The organism is Acinetobacter sp. YH12040, assembly GCF_013420005.1.
Classification (GTDB): domain Bacteria; phylum Pseudomonadota; class Gammaproteobacteria; order Pseudomonadales; family Moraxellaceae; genus Acinetobacter; species Acinetobacter amyesii.
In genome coordinates this window covers 77,535-94,729 of sequence record NZ_VOZB01000006.1, presented here as the reverse complement: position 1 = coordinate 94,729, position 17,195 = coordinate 77,535, and the positions used below count along the sequence as shown (strand labels likewise).

General features: G+C 39.1%; 16 protein-coding genes. 6 read left to right on the top strand and 10 right to left on the bottom strand.

Annotated elements, in window-relative coordinates; genetic code table 11:
- Nucleotides 1–63 precede the first annotated feature (63 nt).
- The gene (gene trmB / locus FTT99_RS08575) at nt 64–780 is read left to right on the top strand and encodes a tRNA (guanosine(46)-N7)-methyltransferase TrmB (protein WP_180023891.1); all 717 of its coding nucleotides are present in this window, start codon (nt 64–66) and stop codon (nt 778–780) included.
- 101 nt (nt 781–881) lie between these two features.
- Here the strand turns inward: trmB and FTT99_RS08570 are convergent, their stop codons facing one another.
- The 6 genes from FTT99_RS08570 to FTT99_RS08545 all read right to left on the bottom strand — a co-directional run bounded on the left by FTT99_RS08570 (nt 882) and on the right by FTT99_RS08545 (nt 8,248).
- Entirely contained in the window at nt 882–2,498 is a 1,617-nt protein-coding gene (locus FTT99_RS08570; RefSeq protein ID WP_180129499.1) for a GMC family oxidoreductase, read from the bottom strand.
- Between the two features lie 222 nt (nt 2,499–2,720).
- The gene (locus FTT99_RS08565; protein WP_180129500.1) at nt 2,721–3,398 is read right to left on the bottom strand and encodes a class I SAM-dependent methyltransferase; all 678 of its coding nucleotides are present in this window, start codon (nt 3,396–3,398) and stop codon (nt 2,721–2,723) included.
- Between the two features lie 62 nt (nt 3,399–3,460).
- Nucleotides 3,461–4,237, bottom strand: coding sequence for a Rossmann-like and DUF2520 domain-containing protein (locus tag FTT99_RS08560; RefSeq protein WP_180129502.1), 777 nt, complete (start codon nt 4,235–4,237; stop codon nt 3,461–3,463).
- A 227-nt stretch (nt 4,238–4,464) separates the two neighbouring features.
- On the bottom strand, nt 4,465–4,677 hold the full coding sequence (locus FTT99_RS08555; RefSeq protein ID WP_078193638.1) for a hypothetical protein: 213 nt from the start codon (nt 4,675–4,677) through the stop codon (nt 4,465–4,467).
- Nucleotides 4,678–5,009: 332 nt separating this feature from the next.
- Nucleotides 5,010–7,619, bottom strand: a complete 2,610-nt coding sequence (pepN, locus tag FTT99_RS08550; RefSeq protein WP_180129504.1) for an aminopeptidase N — start codon at nt 7,617–7,619, stop codon at nt 5,010–5,012.
- A gap of 353 nt (nt 7,620–7,972) precedes the next feature.
- On the bottom strand, nt 7,973–8,248 hold the full coding sequence (locus FTT99_RS08545; RefSeq protein WP_180129506.1) for a hypothetical protein: 276 nt from the start codon (nt 8,246–8,248) through the stop codon (nt 7,973–7,975).
- 494 nt (nt 8,249–8,742) lie between these two features.
- Here FTT99_RS08545 and FTT99_RS08540 point away from each other — a divergent pair, with 494 nt between their 5' ends.
- From FTT99_RS08540 to thiM, 3 genes are all read left to right on the top strand, one after another.
- Entirely contained in the window at nt 8,743–9,006 is a 264-nt protein-coding gene (locus FTT99_RS08540) for a hypothetical protein (RefSeq protein WP_078193641.1), read from the top strand.
- A 149-nt stretch (nt 9,007–9,155) separates the two neighbouring features.
- Nucleotides 9,156–10,313, top strand: coding sequence for a hypothetical protein (locus FTT99_RS08535; protein ID WP_111885041.1), 1,158 nt, complete (start codon nt 9,156–9,158; stop codon nt 10,311–10,313).
- An 11-nt stretch (nt 10,314–10,324) separates the two neighbouring features.
- Nucleotides 10,325–11,194, top strand: coding sequence for a hydroxyethylthiazole kinase (thiM, locus tag FTT99_RS08530; RefSeq protein WP_180129508.1), 870 nt, complete (start codon nt 10,325–10,327; stop codon nt 11,192–11,194).
- 96 nt (nt 11,195–11,290) lie between these two features.
- Here thiM and FTT99_RS08525 read toward each other — a convergent pair whose 3' ends face one another.
- From FTT99_RS08525 to FTT99_RS08515, 3 genes are all read right to left on the bottom strand, one after another.
- Complete coding sequence (locus FTT99_RS08525) at nt 11,291–11,842, bottom strand: hypothetical protein (RefSeq protein WP_180129510.1); 552 nt, start codon at nt 11,840–11,842, stop codon at nt 11,291–11,293.
- 19 nt (nt 11,843–11,861) lie between these two features.
- Complete coding sequence (locus FTT99_RS08520; RefSeq protein ID WP_180129512.1) at nt 11,862–12,590, bottom strand: hypothetical protein; 729 nt, start codon at nt 12,588–12,590, stop codon at nt 11,862–11,864.
- A 382-nt stretch (nt 12,591–12,972) separates the two neighbouring features.
- Nucleotides 12,973–14,493 (bottom strand): transporter associated domain-containing protein, encoded by a 1,521-nt coding sequence (locus FTT99_RS08515; protein ID WP_180129513.1) that lies wholly within the window; start codon nt 14,491–14,493, stop codon nt 12,973–12,975.
- A gap of 617 nt (nt 14,494–15,110) precedes the next feature.
- Here FTT99_RS08515 and FTT99_RS08510 point away from each other — a divergent pair.
- Entirely contained in the window at nt 15,111–15,575 is a 465-nt protein-coding gene (locus FTT99_RS08510) for a MarR family winged helix-turn-helix transcriptional regulator (RefSeq protein WP_078193646.1), read from the top strand.
- Nucleotides 15,576–15,595: 20 nt separating this feature from the next.
- On the opposite strand, the gene FTT99_RS08505 is transcribed toward FTT99_RS08510, so the two are convergent.
- Nucleotides 15,596–16,255 (bottom strand): SOS response-associated peptidase family protein, encoded by a 660-nt coding sequence (locus FTT99_RS08505; protein ID WP_180129515.1) that lies wholly within the window; start codon nt 16,253–16,255, stop codon nt 15,596–15,598.
- 38 nt (nt 16,256–16,293) lie between these two features.
- Here FTT99_RS08505 and FTT99_RS08500 point away from each other — a divergent pair, with 38 nt between their 5' ends.
- Nucleotides 16,294–16,920, top strand: coding sequence for a hypothetical protein (locus FTT99_RS08500; RefSeq protein ID WP_180129516.1), 627 nt, complete (start codon nt 16,294–16,296; stop codon nt 16,918–16,920).
- The last annotated feature ends 275 nt before the right edge of the window (nt 16,921–17,195 follow it).

Here is a 17,195-nt window from a genome sequence, read left to right as displayed (position 1 = left end):
ATTTGACTTGTGTATCTCAGGACTTAAAATACGGCATTCGAATTTTTTACATTTGCCAAAGTTATGTCGAACGATCAATTAGACCAGCACGCAGTAGATCTGGATAACCTGAACGAACACCGTGAAATCGTGACGTTTATGCGCCGCTCTGCGCCACTTAATACTTCGCAACGTACTGCGCTGGAACAATATGGTCATCTAATTTTGGAATATCCTGTTGGGGATTTGCGTCAACATTTTGAACACCCTGAACGCCCACTAACTGTAGAAATCGGTTTTGGTATGGGCCGCTCTTTGGTACTGATGGCAAAAGCAAACCCAGAACGTAACTTTGTCGGCATTGAAGTACATGTTCCGGGTATCGCTCAATGTGTGTATGAAGCCGGTCTTGCAGGTTTAACTAACCTTCGAGTATTGGATGCTGATGCCATCCAAGTGCTACGTGAAATGCCAGACAACAGTATTAACACTGTGCAATTATACTTCCCAGATCCATGGCAGAAGAAACGTCATTTCAAACGTCGTTTTGTATCTCATGACCGTATGCCATTGGTTGAAGAAAAATTAGAAATCGGCGGTACATTCCACTCAGCGACTGACTGGGAACCGTATGCTGAATGGATGATCGAAGTTCTTGAAGAACGCCCACGTCTTGAAAACCTTGCGGGTAAAGGCAATAGCTACCCTCGCCCAGACTGGCGTCCACAAACTAAGTTTGAACGTCGCGGAATTGAAGCAGGCCATAAAATTAATGACTTCATCTTCAAAAAAGTATATTAATTTTTGAATGAAAAAAAACCACCGTTAGCGGTGGTTTTTTATTGCTGTTTTTGATCTAAGATTTATCTGTGTTGTATCAAATCATATAAAATGAATAACCACTAAGCTACTTGCGCTTGGAGCTGACTTTGTCGAATCATATCCACGGCTTTTTCAGCAATCATCACTGTTGGTGCATTGGTATTGCCATTCACCACAGAAGGCATGATAGATGCATCGACGACACGAAGGTTTTGAATGCCGTAGACTTTCAATTCAGGGTCAACCACAGACATCTCATCTACGCCCATCTTACAACTACCGACAGGGTGATAAACCGTATCCACACGCTGACGTAAGATTGCACGTATATCATCATCTGTTTTGACCAGTGAGGTAAATAAATCTTGCTGATAATGACTCGATAAAGACGGCGACATCATCAATTGCTGCGTCAACTTAAAACCTTGTACCAAATCTTCTAAATCCTGTTCATCCCCTAAAAAGTTTGGATCAATCAATAATGGATCATTGACACTAGAACCACTTAGTTTGATCGTGCCGCGACTTCTTGGATTGAGCAGACATACATGACACGACAAACCATGACTTGCATGAAATTTTCGTGCATGGTCATCTACTAACGCCACGACAAAGTGTAATTGCAAATTTGGTATCGCTAAATCGGGTGAAGACTTTAGAAAACCGCCACATTCTGCAAAATTTGAAGCAATCATGCCTCGTCGTTCCTTACGATAGCGACTGAACTGCTTGAACATATCAATTGAGCCGGGTAAAGACATGCCAAATGTGCCTTGGTATTCTTTGACTTTATAACCAAAAATGAAATCGGGATGGTCGTGGAAGTTCTTTCCTACACCCGGTAAATGGTGTTTCACTTCAATGCTATGCGCTTGGAGCTCGGCCTGATCTCCCACTCCAGACAACATTAAAATCTGCGGTGACTGCATCGCTCCGGCACTGAGTAAGACCTCCCGTCTGGCTTTTAAGTGTTTCATTTGCCCTGCATGTTGGACTTCAACACCTGTGGCCACTTTATCTTCTATAATGATTTTATGTGTTGTGGCTTTGGTCAATACAGTTAAATTTGGTCGGTTTAAATGCGGAAACAAATAAGCACGCGCCACACTACAACGCTCTCCATTGATATGCGTGACCTGATAAACCCCTAAGCCTTCTTGTTCTGCGCCATTAAAATCATCAAGGACTTTATGACCTTGTGCACGAGCCGCTTCGGTATAGCGTTGATGGAAAATATTATCGCTTTGTACATCTGTGACGGAAAGAGGGCCGTCATTACCGTGAAATTCATTGTGTATTCGGTTGTTATTTTCCGAGCGAATAAAATAGGGCAAGACCTCGTCGTATGACCAGCCAGTATTTCCCTGTGCCGCCCATTGATCATAGTCATTTTTATGTCCACGAATATAAATCATGGCATTAATACTCGATGAACCACCAAGGCATTTTCCACGTGGTTGATAGCCTTTACGACCATTCAAGCCAGCTTGAGGCACAGTTTCAAAGGCCCAATTATTGATCTTAGTCGGTAAACTCACCACGCATGCAGCTGGAATATTGACCGTCCACTGATCACCTTGCCCACCTGCTTCTAGCAAGCACACAGATATATTCGGATCTTCACTGAGGCGTGCAGCCAGTACGCACCCCGCACTTCCACCACCAATCACAATGTAATCAAATTCCATTTTTGACATTATTTTCATCCAATTGATTCTTTTTATAAATGCACAATAAGGGATTTAACCCTGACTAAAAAGTTTCTTTTTTAAAATTGTAAGCGTGCTACTGTGCAAGAAGGATGAAACTAATGATCGAAATTTTGAGGCAAGCGTCACTCATGCAAGGTAGCAATAATATCTGTCAAAATAATCAATGAACTTGATACGCCCAATCTTGGACTCTATTATTTTTTTAATTTATCGACATTTAAAAGCACAGTAAGCCGCATAGCTAAAGATTTGACTGAAACAATAAATTTGATCAAAGCCTATTTCCGTCAGTAAGCTTTGATAGTGCTGCTGGCTAATCAGTTCAAAATCATCTTCTAAACGCTGCATCATTTTTGTCGCTTGCGCAGCAGATAAACCTTGCATTTGGCAAAATTCAGGCAGGACACGCTGCTCAAAATTCGAATGAGTTTGCATCAAATCAAAACTTAAAAAAATGCCCTGCGGTTTAAGCAGTTCAAATGCTTTTGCTAAAAAATTCGTTTTCTCTGGCAACGCAATGAAATGCGTCACCAAGATACTCAGCACCGCATCGAAACAACTCAACTGCTCAAAAGCAGTATGACTGCCCAAAATAAAATTAACGCGATGCAACTGTCCAGCAGCTTCAACACGTTGGCGTGTTTGATTCAGCATGTTTTCAGACAATTCTGTAACGGTAAATGACCATGTTGGATTCAAGGCCATGAGATAGCCCAATTCATAACCCGTCCCACATCCAATAATCAATATATGGGCATCTTCAGCGACATGGCAATTCAACACCGCCTGAATTTGTTGATGGACAAGTTCATAGCCGGGAATTAATTTTCGAATATGCGCATCATAACTTGCGACCACTTGCGGACTATTAAAATCTTTTGCCATGTAACATCCTGTTTGACATGTATGTCTAAGCTAATAAATATTCATTGTTCTATACGGATTATTTATTTCTGATGATGCCCAAGAATCTGCTGACTCAACATTTCATAGACCACTTTCAGATCGACTTGATCAGCTTGCTCAAGCATATGAGCATGCATCAACATGATATTTTGATCCCCACGCATGGCAGGACCTGTTTGCATGTTACGTGGTTCAGCCTGAGTAGCTTTATTGGCTGTCTCTAAAATCAAAGGATAAAGTAAGCTAAATTCGACTTGTTTTGCATCAACAATCTGCTTTGCCATGTCATAACAATAATTACTAAAATTACAGGCAAACACCGCAGCAAGATGCAGACTCAAACGCTGTGCCGAATCATATTGATAAACCCTTTGGCTAATACTATTTGCTAAATCTGTAAGTGTCGTCAAATCCGTAGAATACGACGCTTCCACAAAGATCGGTGTCGAGGTCCAATCCACATCTCGGTCTAAACTAAAGGTTTGTAAAGGATATAACACCCCTGCTCGCGAATGCTGTTGGGTCAGTACCGTGATATTGGTGCTACCAGACGTATGCACAATCAGAACTTGTGGCAGATAGGCTTTGACTTGCTGAATAACGGTTGCAATCGACTGGTCGCTCACCGCTATGATCAATAGATCAATCTCAGCATTCAACTCACTTGGGCTATGAATGGCTTCTGCACCTACACTTGCTGCAAGTTTTTCTGCCTTTTCAAGATTTCGTGCATAAATTTGCACAATGTGATGTTGTGGATGAAGCACATTGAGCAAATGATGTGCAACACGACCTGCACCCACAATACTGATTCGCATATAAATTTAACTCATTTTGGATGGCTACAGCATGTCAGGAAAATATCGGACGTGCAAATCGAGTTGTATCGATAGAATGATTTATTTTCAATACTTCCCATCAATTTCGCTCAGATAAGTACTATAAAGGGATGCGTTTCATCCCTTTAGCTAGACGTCAATCTGACGTCTAATTCATATCTTGCCCATTTCAATCTAGACAATATCCACGATATACACTTTAGCTTTTACGATTTACCAATGATTTGATTCAGTGTTTGTAGGTATTGTTCTGCATCGCGGCGCGCATTGAATTTCTTTTCAAATACACCTGTGTTTTGCACACTATTGGGCGTGTATTCTACCGACACAACAAAGGTATCAAGCAAATCTCTATTAATCCGAATTGCAATAATATGATGTGAGTTTAAATAAAAACCTTCATCAACCTTAACTAACATGACCCGCCTCAAAAATCCCACATAATAAAATAGATAAAAAATCTAAACATTCATAAACTTGGATGCATTACCGCATACAGTCATTCATGTGTTAGACCTATTTTATTGTAACGCCATTATGTGATTTATATTGCAATTATTATGTAATTTAAATAAATTCTCAGAGAAAATTTTTGAGTTTCAGCCATCTAAACATGATTGATTTTCAATTCTAGCTAAAGATTGGATAAAAAGACTGGATATAAAAAAAGCCTGCTGCCATAGCCATGGCAACAGGCTCATTTCAGTACGACTGATTTAACTCAAATCAATCGTACAGAGAGGTTGAATGATTAAACACTTAACATGCTATTTAAGGTTTCTGATACATTCTTCGATTTCACGACAGGTTTAAGCGCTTCAAGTTCGGCTTTAACTTCACTACGCTGCGGCTCTGCCAACGTGTACCAACGGGACAAAATTTGCAGTAACCGTGAACCGACAATTGGATTTTTCTCATCGAGGAATTTTGCTAATTCAACAATATGCTGCACACCAAAGCTCCAAGTGTTGACAGGATTGCTATTTAAGCCACCAGTAACCGCACGAATACGGTTCGGCACTTTCAAGTCATAATCAGGATGAGCAGTCAGTGCCTTAATGGTTTTCGCAGTTGCTTTCGGATGTGCCGCTTGCAACATAAACCATTGGTCTATCGACAAAGCTTCATTTTTAAAGCGTGTATAGAAGGTTTCTAAAGCTTGCTGTGCTTGTGGTGCATCATTCCAAACCAATACTTTTAAAGCACCAAGGCGTTCAGACATATTGCCTGTTGAGCTGAATTGTTCATAAGCCAATTCAAATACAGAGGCATCGCCTTGACGTGCCATCATGCTCAACATAATGTTTTTCAATGCACGAACACCCATAGCTTGTGAAAACTCTTTCTGCGCATCTGGGTCTAAAGTTGCATAAGTCTCTTTAAAAAATGAACCTAGCTCACGTGCCACACGACTTAACAGTGCTTCACGCTGTTCCTGCACTTGGGCAGGACTGTAGTCGGTATCAATACGGCTACCTAAATAACCCTCTGTCGGTACATCGAATAAACGTGAAGCAAGTAGTGGATCACGCTCAACCAATGCTGGTAATGTATTTTGAATAGCTTGAACATAGATGTCGGCATCATGGCCATTTAACAAAATACGTTCTAACAAGGTTTGGCTGGCTTGCCATTGGTTAAAACCATTCGGCTCGTACTGCATCAGGAAAGCAAGCTCTTCATCTGAATAGTTAAATTCAAGATTAACAGGTGCAGAGAAATTACGCAGTAAAGACACAACAGGCTGGGTTTTTACACCGCTAAATGTAATGGTTGCAGTATCGGTATCAAATAAATACACGCCATCTTTGATGCCATTTTCAACCAATGCATCTGAGCTGAGAACTAACTGTTCACCACTCGTCGCATCAAACAATGCCAAAGCCACAGGAATAGGCACAGCTTTTAAATTTGGATATTTCGGGTGTGCCTTTAAGCTTTGTTTCAAGCTTAAAGTATAGGTTTGATTTGCAGCATCGTACTCACCTTTTGCTTCAAGTTTTGGTGTGCCCGGTTGGTTATACCAAATCAAGAAACTCGACAAATCTACACCTGAACCCGCTGTCAGTGCTGCTACCCAATCTTCAACAGTCACGGCTTGACCATCATGGCGTTTGAAATATTCATCTGTACCTGCGCGGAATTTTTCTTTGCCCAGGAGTGTTGCCATCATGCGGTTGATTTCCGCACCTTTTTCATACACTGTTGCGGTATAAAAGTTATTAATTTCAACAAAATGATCTGGACGCGGTGGATGTGAAAGCGGGCCTGAATCTTCTGGGAACTGATGAGCTTTTAACACAGCAACGTCATCGATCCGTTGTACCGCAGCAGATTGTAAATCTTCTGAGAACGACTGATCACGGAATACTGTCAAACCTTCTTTTAAGCAGAGTTGGAACCAATCACGACAGGTAATACGGTTACCCGTCCAGTTATGGAAGTATTCATGTGCAATCACAGACTGAACGCGCATGATCGCAGCATCAGTGGTGTATTCTTCATCAGCAAGCACACAAGAGGTGTTGAAAATATTCAAACCTTTGTTTTCCATTGCACCCATGTTAAATGCACTGGTTGCCACGATCATATAATTGTCTAAATCATAAGGACGACCATAATGTTCTTCGTCCCAACGCATCGAATGTTTTAAAGCTTCCATGGCAATATGACATTTTGGAATGTCTTTTTCTTCTGCATAGATTTCTAAAGCAACATTACGACCTTCAGACGTTACGTAAGAATCTTTGAGTACCGCCAAATCACCAATCACACAAGCAAATAGATACGATGGTTTTTTGGTTGGATCTTGCCAAACGGTATAATGACGACCTTCACCGATTTCACCCGCTTCAATCAAATTACCATTGGCAAGTAATACAGGGAATTTTTTATCCGCTTCGACACGTGTGGTAAATACCGATAGCACATCAGGACGGTCAGGATAATAGGTAATTTTACGGAAGCCTTCAGGCTCGTTTTGGGTAACGAATAAATCGCCTGCCGCTTGGTATAAGCCTTCGAGTTGAGTATTGCTTTCAGGATGAATCACGACTTCGGTTTCAATGACAGCTTGGTCAGGTGCATTTGAAATTACCAGTTGTTCTGCATCTACAATATAGGCATCTGCTGGCAAAACTTGACCATTTAAGCGAATTGATTTGAGTTCCAAATCACGACCCAATAACACCAAATCCCCAGCCGTTTGACGCTGCATCACTAATTTTGCATTTACATTGGTATGCTTATCAAAGACTTGAATATCTAGATCGATACTATCTACGACAAATGATGGTTTTTGATAATCTTTTAAATAAACAGTTTGGTCTGCTTCGACCACTGGATTTGCCGCAATATTCATATCTCGTCCTATTCCTTAGTTATTGCTTCATCAGCTTTTTGAACACATTGTGAATGACTTGATCATACGACAAGATGCATAAGCTGTCTTCGCATTTACAATGATTTATATATGGGCTCAGCGCATGTTGTTTTCAATCATCTTTATAGAATAATTTAAAGGCTGGCACATATTTTCGCCATGTTTAAGCAAAATAAATGCCTGAGTTGAGTACAGCTACTTCAATAAGCAAATTTTTTATCTAACTAAAATAAATAAAGCGCCTATATACTAGAAAGAGAAAGTACAGGTGCTTAATCCATCTGTACGTTCAAATTATTGCGCTCAAACTTACCTGTTTAAGACTTATACGATTATTGATTTGCAAAAATTAAATCGAGTGCGCTTTCATAGTCTGCAGCAAAGTAAAATTGAAATGCCGTGACTTTTGAAGTGAGGAATTGCTGAATTTCTTCCGTCGCACCCGCCACATAAATTTTAGATACTTGATGTTGCTGCGCCAGGCCCAATAACTCGATCGTCTTTTCCAGTGTTTGATCATGCCCAATAATCAGCGCACCAACCATACCCTGTGGCTGCTTATATAATTGCATACGGGTGATATTGCTGTTTTTAAGTGCGTCTGACATATGTATTCCATACAAAGAAAGGATAAAAAAAGATTAAAACCTTAAGAAATCAAGCCGAATCTTACTGTGTATCAGGTTCATTAGATTCCGCTTGGTTTCAATCCTAGAAGCCCAGATCATTAGAATTATAAGCTCAATATATACAAATATACTTTTAAAATCCAATCGCTTAGGTGATTCCTTCCAAAAAGTACCTTAACTCTCGAATCATATCAATATTCTGATTTAGATTTGATTGCATACTTCTGTTTAAACGATGCACCAAGATGTTTCTTTTTCAACAGTTTAAGAATTTTGAGAATTCATTAGACATAGCCATACGCATCAATATTATTTTGTTACTTTAAAATTAATATTTTATTTTCAATATCTTAGCAAATAAATATACAGTTTATCTGCTTTAAAATCTCTACTCAAAACATTTGAGCATGCGTTTTGCATCTACTTAATTGCCAAAAGCAAAATCATCAGGCTAAAACAAAAAGAGGTGCATTATGTTTATTAAAGAACACATCATCCGTATTGAAAATATGAAGACACTGCAAGCGCTTGATGCTGCAAATATCGACCATCAGGTGATTGCAATGTTTATGACCTGCGAAGGGATTCCACTCAAAGCCTTTGAGGTCAGTTCATTACTTAATTCATATAGTGCATTAGGCACTAAAAAAGTCGCGTCTAAAAAAGTGCAAGCTTTAATACAAGCCAAACAACTTGGAGAGGAGGACGAATCGATCCCATGCCCAGCCGCCTATTAATAATCCATTCTGACTAAAAGCTGCATCATCACTATGCAGCTTTTTTTATTTGTCAACATATCGCCTGAGCTGCCGCAACTGAAATTGCAAACCCGTCTTTAAACAGAGATGTGTATAATCCATTTAACCTTTCAAGAAACGCTGGCAACATGTTCAATATTCTACGCAAACAAATGGATGAAAGTACGCAATGCCCGTTGTGTCGTGCATCTATGTATTGGGTAGATGCTGAAAAATTAGATGAGCAAGAATTTAATTTTTATCAGTGTAGCCACTGTCATCATCAAATATTTCCAGAACAGCAATACAACTGTCATTGTGAAAACTGTCAGGCCGCGCGAAAAAAACTACTGAAAGAAACCCGCTTACAAGAACAGCGTAAACTCAAAAATAAAGATATCGTTGAACGTGAATTAAGTGAACTGAGTTTTTTACAGAAACTCTTTTTGCTGGCTTTATTGGATAATCACGTCCAAGAACATACGGCACATCAAGAATTTATCGACTGGGACGCTATTAAATACCACAACATCAGCCCGAATTATTTCTTCCAACAATCACTCAAAAAGCATCTCGTGCATGAGCAAATTTTGATTGTGAAAGATGATGCGCTACAAGCTGAACAGTATTATATCAATGTCCGTCTGGATGGCTATTCGGAGCCCAGTCTTTTTAGCGTAGCGCAGCAACTCCGTCATTGGTTTTATGAAAATTTAGCCTTGGGTGTTCCATTTAAAAGTGCTGACGAAGTGAAAGAGTGTTTGTATCTCCTACTGTTTCAAGAAATTGTGCAATTTATGCAGTTTTACTGTAAGACATGGGGCATTCAAATTGCAGGAAATAAAAGCTTTCAAGTGTTCTGTTATCGCCTACTCGACCATCTTGCGGTTGGGCAGATTTATTATATGATTCAGTCAGCACTCGAATACCTACATAAACAAAAAGCCCTGCAAGTTCGTAATGAAAATTTCATTAACACCAATCTGTTAAAAAAGACCTTACAGCAATACCGTGAACGTGGCTTACAGGAAAAATGGGAAACTTTTACCCTCCCTCGTCCGCCACAACTCCCCTTTAGTAAAATGAGTGAAATTTTGCTCTTTAACTTTTTAGGACTCGATGAAAGTATCTTTGTGCAACCAATACGCCATGCTTGGAAAAAAATCGAACCTCGCTTAAATTTTTATTCCACAAAGCGTTGCATGTACTGTGGTTCACAAGAACTCTCTGTCGATTATGATGCCGCAGATTATGTGACCCTGTTCTGCCGTAATTGTAAACATCAAGACCATTACTTCACCCGCTAAGGGAGAAAACGATGAATCAATCTGAAAATTTTGAAACGACCATGAACAGTGAATTGACTGACTTAAATAGCCCGCTTTTGCAAAGCGTTATTAATGCGTGGATTGGACTTCAATCCAAACAACCTTTAGTGCATATCCTCACCAATGCAGTCGCGAGCAATTATGTGGCCAATGTCCTTTTAGCTGCGGGTGCTTCTCCTGCAATGATTGACAATCCCTTTGAAGCTGAAAGCTTTGCCTCGATTGCCAGTGCATTGAATATCAATTTAGGCACGCCAACGTCTGAACAAATGCAGGCCATGCAAATTGCTGCACAAACAGCACAAAATTTAAATAAACCTTGGGTGCTTGACCCTGTCGGTTATGGCCCCGTTTTGCCATGGCGATCTGAAATGGTTGACCAATTACTCCAATACAAGCCAAGTATTATTCGCGGCAACGCATCAGAAATTAGCGGTCTTGCAGGTAACCAAGGAGAATCACGCGGTGTCGATAGCACGCTCAATAGTGCCGAGATTTATTTAAATGCTGTGCCCTTGTTAGAACACTGTGAATGTGTGGCAATTTCAGGCGAATCGGATTTCATCTTATCGAAAGAAATGAATGCGGTGATACAGATTAATGGTGGATCTTACTTACAACCCAAAGTGACGGCTTCTGGCTGCGCTTTAGGTGCGTTAACAGCGGCGTATTGCGCCGTGAGTGAAACGCTAACTGCCGGCACGGTCGCTGCACATTTGCACTTTGCGATTGCGGGTCAAAAAGCCTATGAACTAAGTTCAAGCGTCGGCAGTTTTAATGTTGCATTTTTAGATGAAATTTATAATCTCAATGAAGATGATTTCAATCAACTTGCCAACATACAAATTTATGCACTATGAACTACGATAGCTTGAGAAAAAAAACAGCTTGAGTAAAAGGCTCAAGCTGTTCAAGGATTTATGCTGTTTTGTACCAATTAATATGCTACAAAAAATTTACTGTCCCGTACTGTCACTTGCAGCATTGGCATCAAACATTTCTGAATCTTCGATCGTTTCTGTTGGATTACTCAAAATCATGTCTAGGTCATAGTCTCCCGCATAGACAATATTTTTGATTTTTGAACAGTCGCCATCACTCATTTCATAATTTAAGACTTTGGCTTCATCACCAATTTTAAACTCAGCAAGAACGACGTTTTTATTTTCATCAAAACTCAGTTTAGGCTGAACGCCTTTTTTCGAATCTTGCTGCGGATCTTGGCTATCCGTGAAAATATCAAAATCTACATTACACGCTTGTTGCGACTGCTTACAGTTAATTTCTGCTTGCATACGTTCCGCTAACGATGGCTCAAAATAGGCAGCGAGTTGATCTTTACTCAAAGCATGTAATTTCAACTCTTGGTCATAAATTTGTTTGACCAATTTTTCAGGAGTAACACATTTCTGCGATTGCTCTTGTATTTTTTGCTCTGCAGGCTGACAAGCCGTTAAAAAGATTGCCGCACCAAAACCTAATAATCGATATATCGTCATTTGTCCCATAACACATCCATGTCCGTCATTAAACTGCTCGCCCAACTGCCAGATTCATACTTGCTTCAAAAATGGTTGAAACATTTAATTTACAAATACACATTAAACCCATGCCATCAAAATAATCTGGCACGTGCTGCATAAAAAATTGAACATGTTCATCAGATTTTTTCCGTAGCCGAACCAATTGCTCAGGCGTCACCTTCGGTAAATCACAACGATGAACAAAAATATCCTCAGCCCGATGCTGCACATCATGCTGACGGATTTTATAACTATTTAAAACATCCGCATACTCAGTGGGCATCGGGACACCGTGCCTTGGATAAAACTTAACAGAGCGCGAGGCAAATAATGTATATACCTTTGGTTGTGCCAATGTAGCCACAAACCACATCGGAATCGCTGGAAATCGAATCTGATGCTGCATCGCCACTTTAATCGCCGAGTTTAAGGTCAGATTTTTCCGACGGTAATCAACCAATACCCCAGCCCGTGAATTAAAAATAAAAATCGGCCGATTGTTATGCATAATTTTTAATATACGCACAATGTTTTGCCCAATCAGTTTATTCTGCTCAAAATACTGAATGATTGGTAAGGCAACAATATCTGGGTCATGCATGTATTGATAAAGTTGCTCAATCTTAGAAGTTGGGAAAATACATTGATCAAACTCCCAGAGCCGTTGAAACAACTCATGTTTTTCTTCAATCGTGAGTTTGCAAAAATCAATGATATTCTCAGTGATCGCCATACCAACACCCATTTTCTTAATGGATTAACTTTGATATTTTTTCAAAGTCCCTAGTTATAAAGTTTTCCGAAGCGGTATTTAAATGAAATAAAATTATTCATAGATCATCAATGATGATTAAAACCCCAAGTTAAAAATGAATCGCTATTTAACCTCATGCTTTTTTAAAATCAACCATATCAATATTTCTTACTTTTGAACCGTTTTAGCCATCTAATAACCCAAAAGATATAGCGTTCCTTGACTGTTACATCATGTAAATATGATACGTTTTAACATCGTGAATTGCAGCCCCTGTTATATAGGATTTCTTATACTTTCTAGTCATACAAAAAAGACAGCTTCGAAAAGCTGTCTTAGAGTCATTTTTAATATTTGAGCATTAGGCTTGGTAATAGATATCAACCGTTTTAATGCGGTTTTCATCCATTGCCGTGACTTTAAATTGAATGCCTTTAAAATCAACCACAGTACCGACTTCTACATTGCCGTGGGTCTGATCTAAAATAAGACCTGAAACACTGATATAACCATCATCTTCTTCGATCAAATCCAGCATTTCCAATTCAAGTTCTAACTGATACAGATCGAGCATGCCTGAAGCTTTCCAATGTTCATCATCGATTTTAATCAAATCAAGTTGTTCATCTGCATCAGGGAATTCACCAGCAATCGCTTCAAACACATCGAGTGGTGAAATCAGACCTTGTACCGCCCCAAACTCATCCGTAACCAGCACCAAAGAGCCTTTTGAGGTACGCAAGTTATTAATCGCATCAATCACCTTCATCTTTTGGAAAATAAAGATTGGACGATGACGTTTAATCAATGCTTTTAGATCATCTTCACTGTCTAGAACATCAATAAGTTCTTTCGCGCGGACAATACTAATCACTTTATCCAAGCTACCACGACACACAGGGAATAAACTGTGCGGCACTGAAAGGACTTGCTCACGAATTTGCTCAGGTGTGTCATTTAAATCCACCCAAGAAATTTGATTACGGGGAGTCATGATCGACGCAACTGAACGCTCTGCAAGCGTCAACACCCCCCCAATCATGTAACGCTCTTCGTCTGCAAAGGTTTCTTGCGCCTGATTACCAACTTGATCGGATTCTAAGCGCCCACCCATCAGTTTTAAAATACTGTCCGCAGTACGATGACGTAATGGAATTTTCGCTTCATGTTTTTGAGCATTGCGTTGACTAAACTGGTTAAAGGCTTCGATGACAATCGCAACACCAATACCTGAGTAGATATAGCCTTTCGGAATATGGAAACCAAAACCTTCTGCTATCAAACTAATACCGATCAGTAATAAGAAGCTTAAACATAGGATCACGACGGTCGGATGTCGGTTTACAAAAGCCGTAAGCGGTTTAGATGCAAGTAACATCACTGCCATTGCCACAATCATTGCAGCCATCATGACATAAATGTTGTCGACCATACCGATCGCTGTAATGACAGAGTCTAAAGAGAAAACCGCATCTAAGACAACAATTTGCGCAACTACTGCTGTAAAGCTGGCATATGCCACTTTTGTTGTCACTTGAACTTCTGGTTTACCTTCTAATTTCTCATGCAGCTCTGTGACTGCCTTATAAACTAAGAACAATCCACCGAACAATAATATGAGATCTCGACCAGAGAATGTCCAATCAAAAACGGTAATCAGGGGCTTTGTTAATGTGACCAACCAAGAGATTGCAAATAACAATCCTAATCGCATTAATAATGCGAGTGAAAGACCAAGTACACGGGCTTTGTCACGTTGTTCTGGAGGGAGTTTTTCTGCCAAAATGGCAATAAAGACTAGGTTATCAATACCTAGTACAATTTCTAAAATAATTAATGTAAGTAAACCAACCCAGATTCCGGGATCTAACAAAAATTCCATTAGCTCTCTTCCTCATTCTGGATTATAAGAATATCTTCAATCAGACCAACGCACGGCGACGGATCCATAAATTTAACCTATGTAACTAGAGACCATTCCATTATGCACAATCTTGCGCATTTGTAATGTATTCAAGCATATTTTTTCGCATCAACTATATGACAAAATGTTAAGAAACGCTGAATGCATTACAAATCGAATGGGCGATATAAAATACACATCTAGATGTTAAAACCTACTTTTTGAGATCTCCTCTTCCACTTTAAAAAAGTATGAATTCACCTGACTTTTAATTAAATGTAATTAAGGACGCTTGTAATAGATTGTATGACAAATCTAAAGAATTATTTATTTCTACCTTTTGGTAAAAAATATTAATATTCAATTCAAATTAAAAACTTATTTATTTTCACTACACTATCTCTATACTTAACCTTATTTTTAATTTCTGTTAAGCATTTAGACAGAATATCAATATAATCTATTTAGATAATCTAAAAATGAGATATCTTCTACTTTCTATTTTTTTATTGTGAACTCTTGCTATTACCCTCTATTTTTCAATAGAATGTTAAAACATTAAATAAAATTAAAACAAATATTCAGGGGACTCCTTTATGACAAAAAAGTATTCAAAATTTTTACCATCCACCGATGACTTTAGTTTAGAAAATTTTCCTTTCTACTGGGTTACTCAGGTGCATTCACAATATGTTTTAAACGTCGACCATGCATTGAAAAAGTATGGCGTTGATAATTCACGTCGTCGTATCCTGCTCGCACTCAAGTCTAAACCACATGCTAGCGTTTCAGATTTATCTGAAATGGTCGTATCTAAAATGTCGACCACAACCAAGATCGTTTATCGCTTAAAAGATGAAGGCTTGGTAGATACTTATTCTTGTGAAGATGATGCGCGTATTACCCGCGTCGTGTTAACCGATAAAGGCACTGCTATGACGCAGAAGATTAACGATCTAACGAATGTCGTTCTAGAGCAATCTTTTGAAGGCTTAACACCCCTACAAATTGAAAAAACCATGGAAAGCTTAAAGCATATCTTTAAAAACTTAGCTCGCTAAGCATTTGCATCACCGAAATATCAATCGAAAATATTCAGTTGGGGACTGATTTTTTCGATTTTTATTTTGGGTGCGTGTGCACATTCAAACTCATCAATAGGAAAACCTTGTACAAAACTTTGGATGTTGGGTGATTTCCAACTCAGCCACTCTTCTAACCTCGCATGCGGAATTACAATCACCGAACGTTTTACATTGCCCGGCTCATGAAAGTGCTTCATCATCTCATGCTGAATAGCGTCCATCGTAATCATGGTACTTGAACGTACAATCTCATCACCTTGTCTACAAATGTCATATAAGGCAGCAATATAAAACGCTTCTCCATCTTTGCGCTTAACACTCCAACGCTGCGGCTTATTATCAATATACATTGACTCATAAAACTCAGACACGGGTATTACGCCAAACTTACATTTTGAAATCGCATTAATAAACGTAGGCTTTTGATACAAAGTTTCATTTCGGGCATTATAGGTTTTAAGTGCAATTGATTTGTCTTCGGCCCATTTAGGCACCATGCCAAAATTCACTTTTCGCCACTCTAGCCCTTGTTCAGACTTAAAGAGTAGCGGCAAATCATAATTTGGATAGACTTCCTCAGGATATTCAAAGCTGATTTCAGGCAAGTTTTGAGACTTTAATTGCGATAAGGTAATCGGTTTGAAATTAGCACACATATTTGCCATAATCCGCAAAAAATCAATCTTTATAATAAATGAAAAATCTAGACCGAAGTCGCTTTATCGTTTTAATTCTAATTTCAAGCCTATATTCAACCGCACATGCCGCAAAAGTCTCTGTACATACCGTTTCATTTCTACCTTTTAGTCTCGACGCGCTCTATCTCAACGAATATCCATTTAAACAAGACCTAATCAATGAGACTGAGATTCCGGCAGGCAAATACCGCATTCAGTACAAGCATTTACGCAATCAGCAAATGATCAGTACACATCATTGGGTGACGGTCAAAAATCTTCCCCACACCCAAGAACAACAATTTTCATTGGTCATATTGCCTGATGGTGAAGTAATCAATGTCTCTGATTTTAAAATTACATCTCCAGAGATGTTTCCTGAAATCCGTTTTGCAAAACGTGCTCAAAATAGTTATCGCTTGATGCAAAATCAGCAAAGACAAAGAGATCAGTTTGGCGTGATTCTTCCTGACGTAGATGAAGCCCATACGACGGAATTGGAAGATCAATTTGGCTGGTTTACGGTGAACGAAGATGAAGGGCGTGTCAGGACTAATTGTACAGGCACGTTTAAAATCAACCCTCAAGATGCGCTCCCCTATTTCATTACTGCAAATTCAGCTCTTCAGTTTAATTATCAATAAGGAAACAAAATACATAACGCATATTTAGCGTTTAGTGATAACAATCCGCTTATTCCAATTGCAGATCGAACAATTCATGAGGCAACAGATTACAAAAATGGCTTGAAGTTTGATGTGTATATTCACAATATCCAAAAAATGAAAACCGAGAGTATTTCTTCTAATTATTCAATCTACAATTATAAGGTACAGTTCAAGCTATATATGACGGCCTTGCAGCGTAAACCTATGCTGTTGATGAATCACAAAATGTACTATCAGGATAATTGTTCAAG

What these genes read in the sequence shown, in the direction of transcription:
- FTT99_RS08565 (WP_180129500.1), bottom strand. Translation starts at nt 3,398, where the DNA reads ATGGCAAAAGATTTTAATAGTCCGCAAGTGGTCGCAAGTTATGATGCG.
- trmB (WP_180023891.1), top strand. Translation starts at nt 64, where the DNA reads ATGTCGAACGATCAATTAGACCAGCACGCAGTAGATCTGGATAACCTG.
- FTT99_RS08505 (WP_180129515.1), bottom strand. Translation starts at nt 16,255, where the DNA reads ATGTGTGCTAATTTCAAACCGATTACCTTATCGCAATTAAAGTCTCAA.
- FTT99_RS08510 (WP_078193646.1), top strand. Translation starts at nt 15,111, where the DNA reads ATGACAAAAAAGTATTCAAAATTTTTACCATCCACCGATGACTTTAGT.
- FTT99_RS08500 (WP_180129516.1), top strand. Translation starts at nt 16,294, where the DNA reads ATGAAAAATCTAGACCGAAGTCGCTTTATCGTTTTAATTCTAATTTCA.
- FTT99_RS08535 (WP_111885041.1), top strand. Translation starts at nt 9,156, where the DNA reads ATGTTCAATATTCTACGCAAACAAATGGATGAAAGTACGCAATGCCCG.
- FTT99_RS08525 (WP_180129510.1), bottom strand. Translation starts at nt 11,842, where the DNA reads ATGGGACAAATGACGATATATCGATTATTAGGTTTTGGTGCGGCAATC.
- pepN (WP_180129504.1), bottom strand. Translation starts at nt 7,619, where the DNA reads ATGAATATTGCGGCAAATCCAGTGGTCGAAGCAGACCAAACTGTTTAT.
- thiM (WP_180129508.1), top strand. Translation starts at nt 10,325, where the DNA reads ATGAATCAATCTGAAAATTTTGAAACGACCATGAACAGTGAATTGACT.
- FTT99_RS08520 (WP_180129512.1), bottom strand. Translation starts at nt 12,590, where the DNA reads ATGGCGATCACTGAGAATATCATTGATTTTTGCAAACTCACGATTGAA.
- FTT99_RS08560 (WP_180129502.1), bottom strand. Translation starts at nt 4,237, where the DNA reads ATGCGAATCAGTATTGTGGGTGCAGGTCGTGTTGCACATCATTTGCTC.
- FTT99_RS08515 (WP_180129513.1), bottom strand. Translation starts at nt 14,493, where the DNA reads ATGGAATTTTTGTTAGATCCCGGAATCTGGGTTGGTTTACTTACATTA.
- FTT99_RS08570 (WP_180129499.1), bottom strand. Translation starts at nt 2,498, where the DNA reads ATGTCAAAAATGGAATTTGATTACATTGTGATTGGTGGTGGAAGTGCG.
- FTT99_RS08540 (WP_078193641.1), top strand. Translation starts at nt 8,743, where the DNA reads ATGTTTATTAAAGAACACATCATCCGTATTGAAAATATGAAGACACTG.
- FTT99_RS08555 (WP_078193638.1), bottom strand. Translation starts at nt 4,677, where the DNA reads ATGTTAGTTAAGGTTGATGAAGGTTTTTATTTAAACTCACATCATATT.
- FTT99_RS08545 (WP_180129506.1), bottom strand. Translation starts at nt 8,248, where the DNA reads ATGTCAGACGCACTTAAAAACAGCAATATCACCCGTATGCAATTATAT.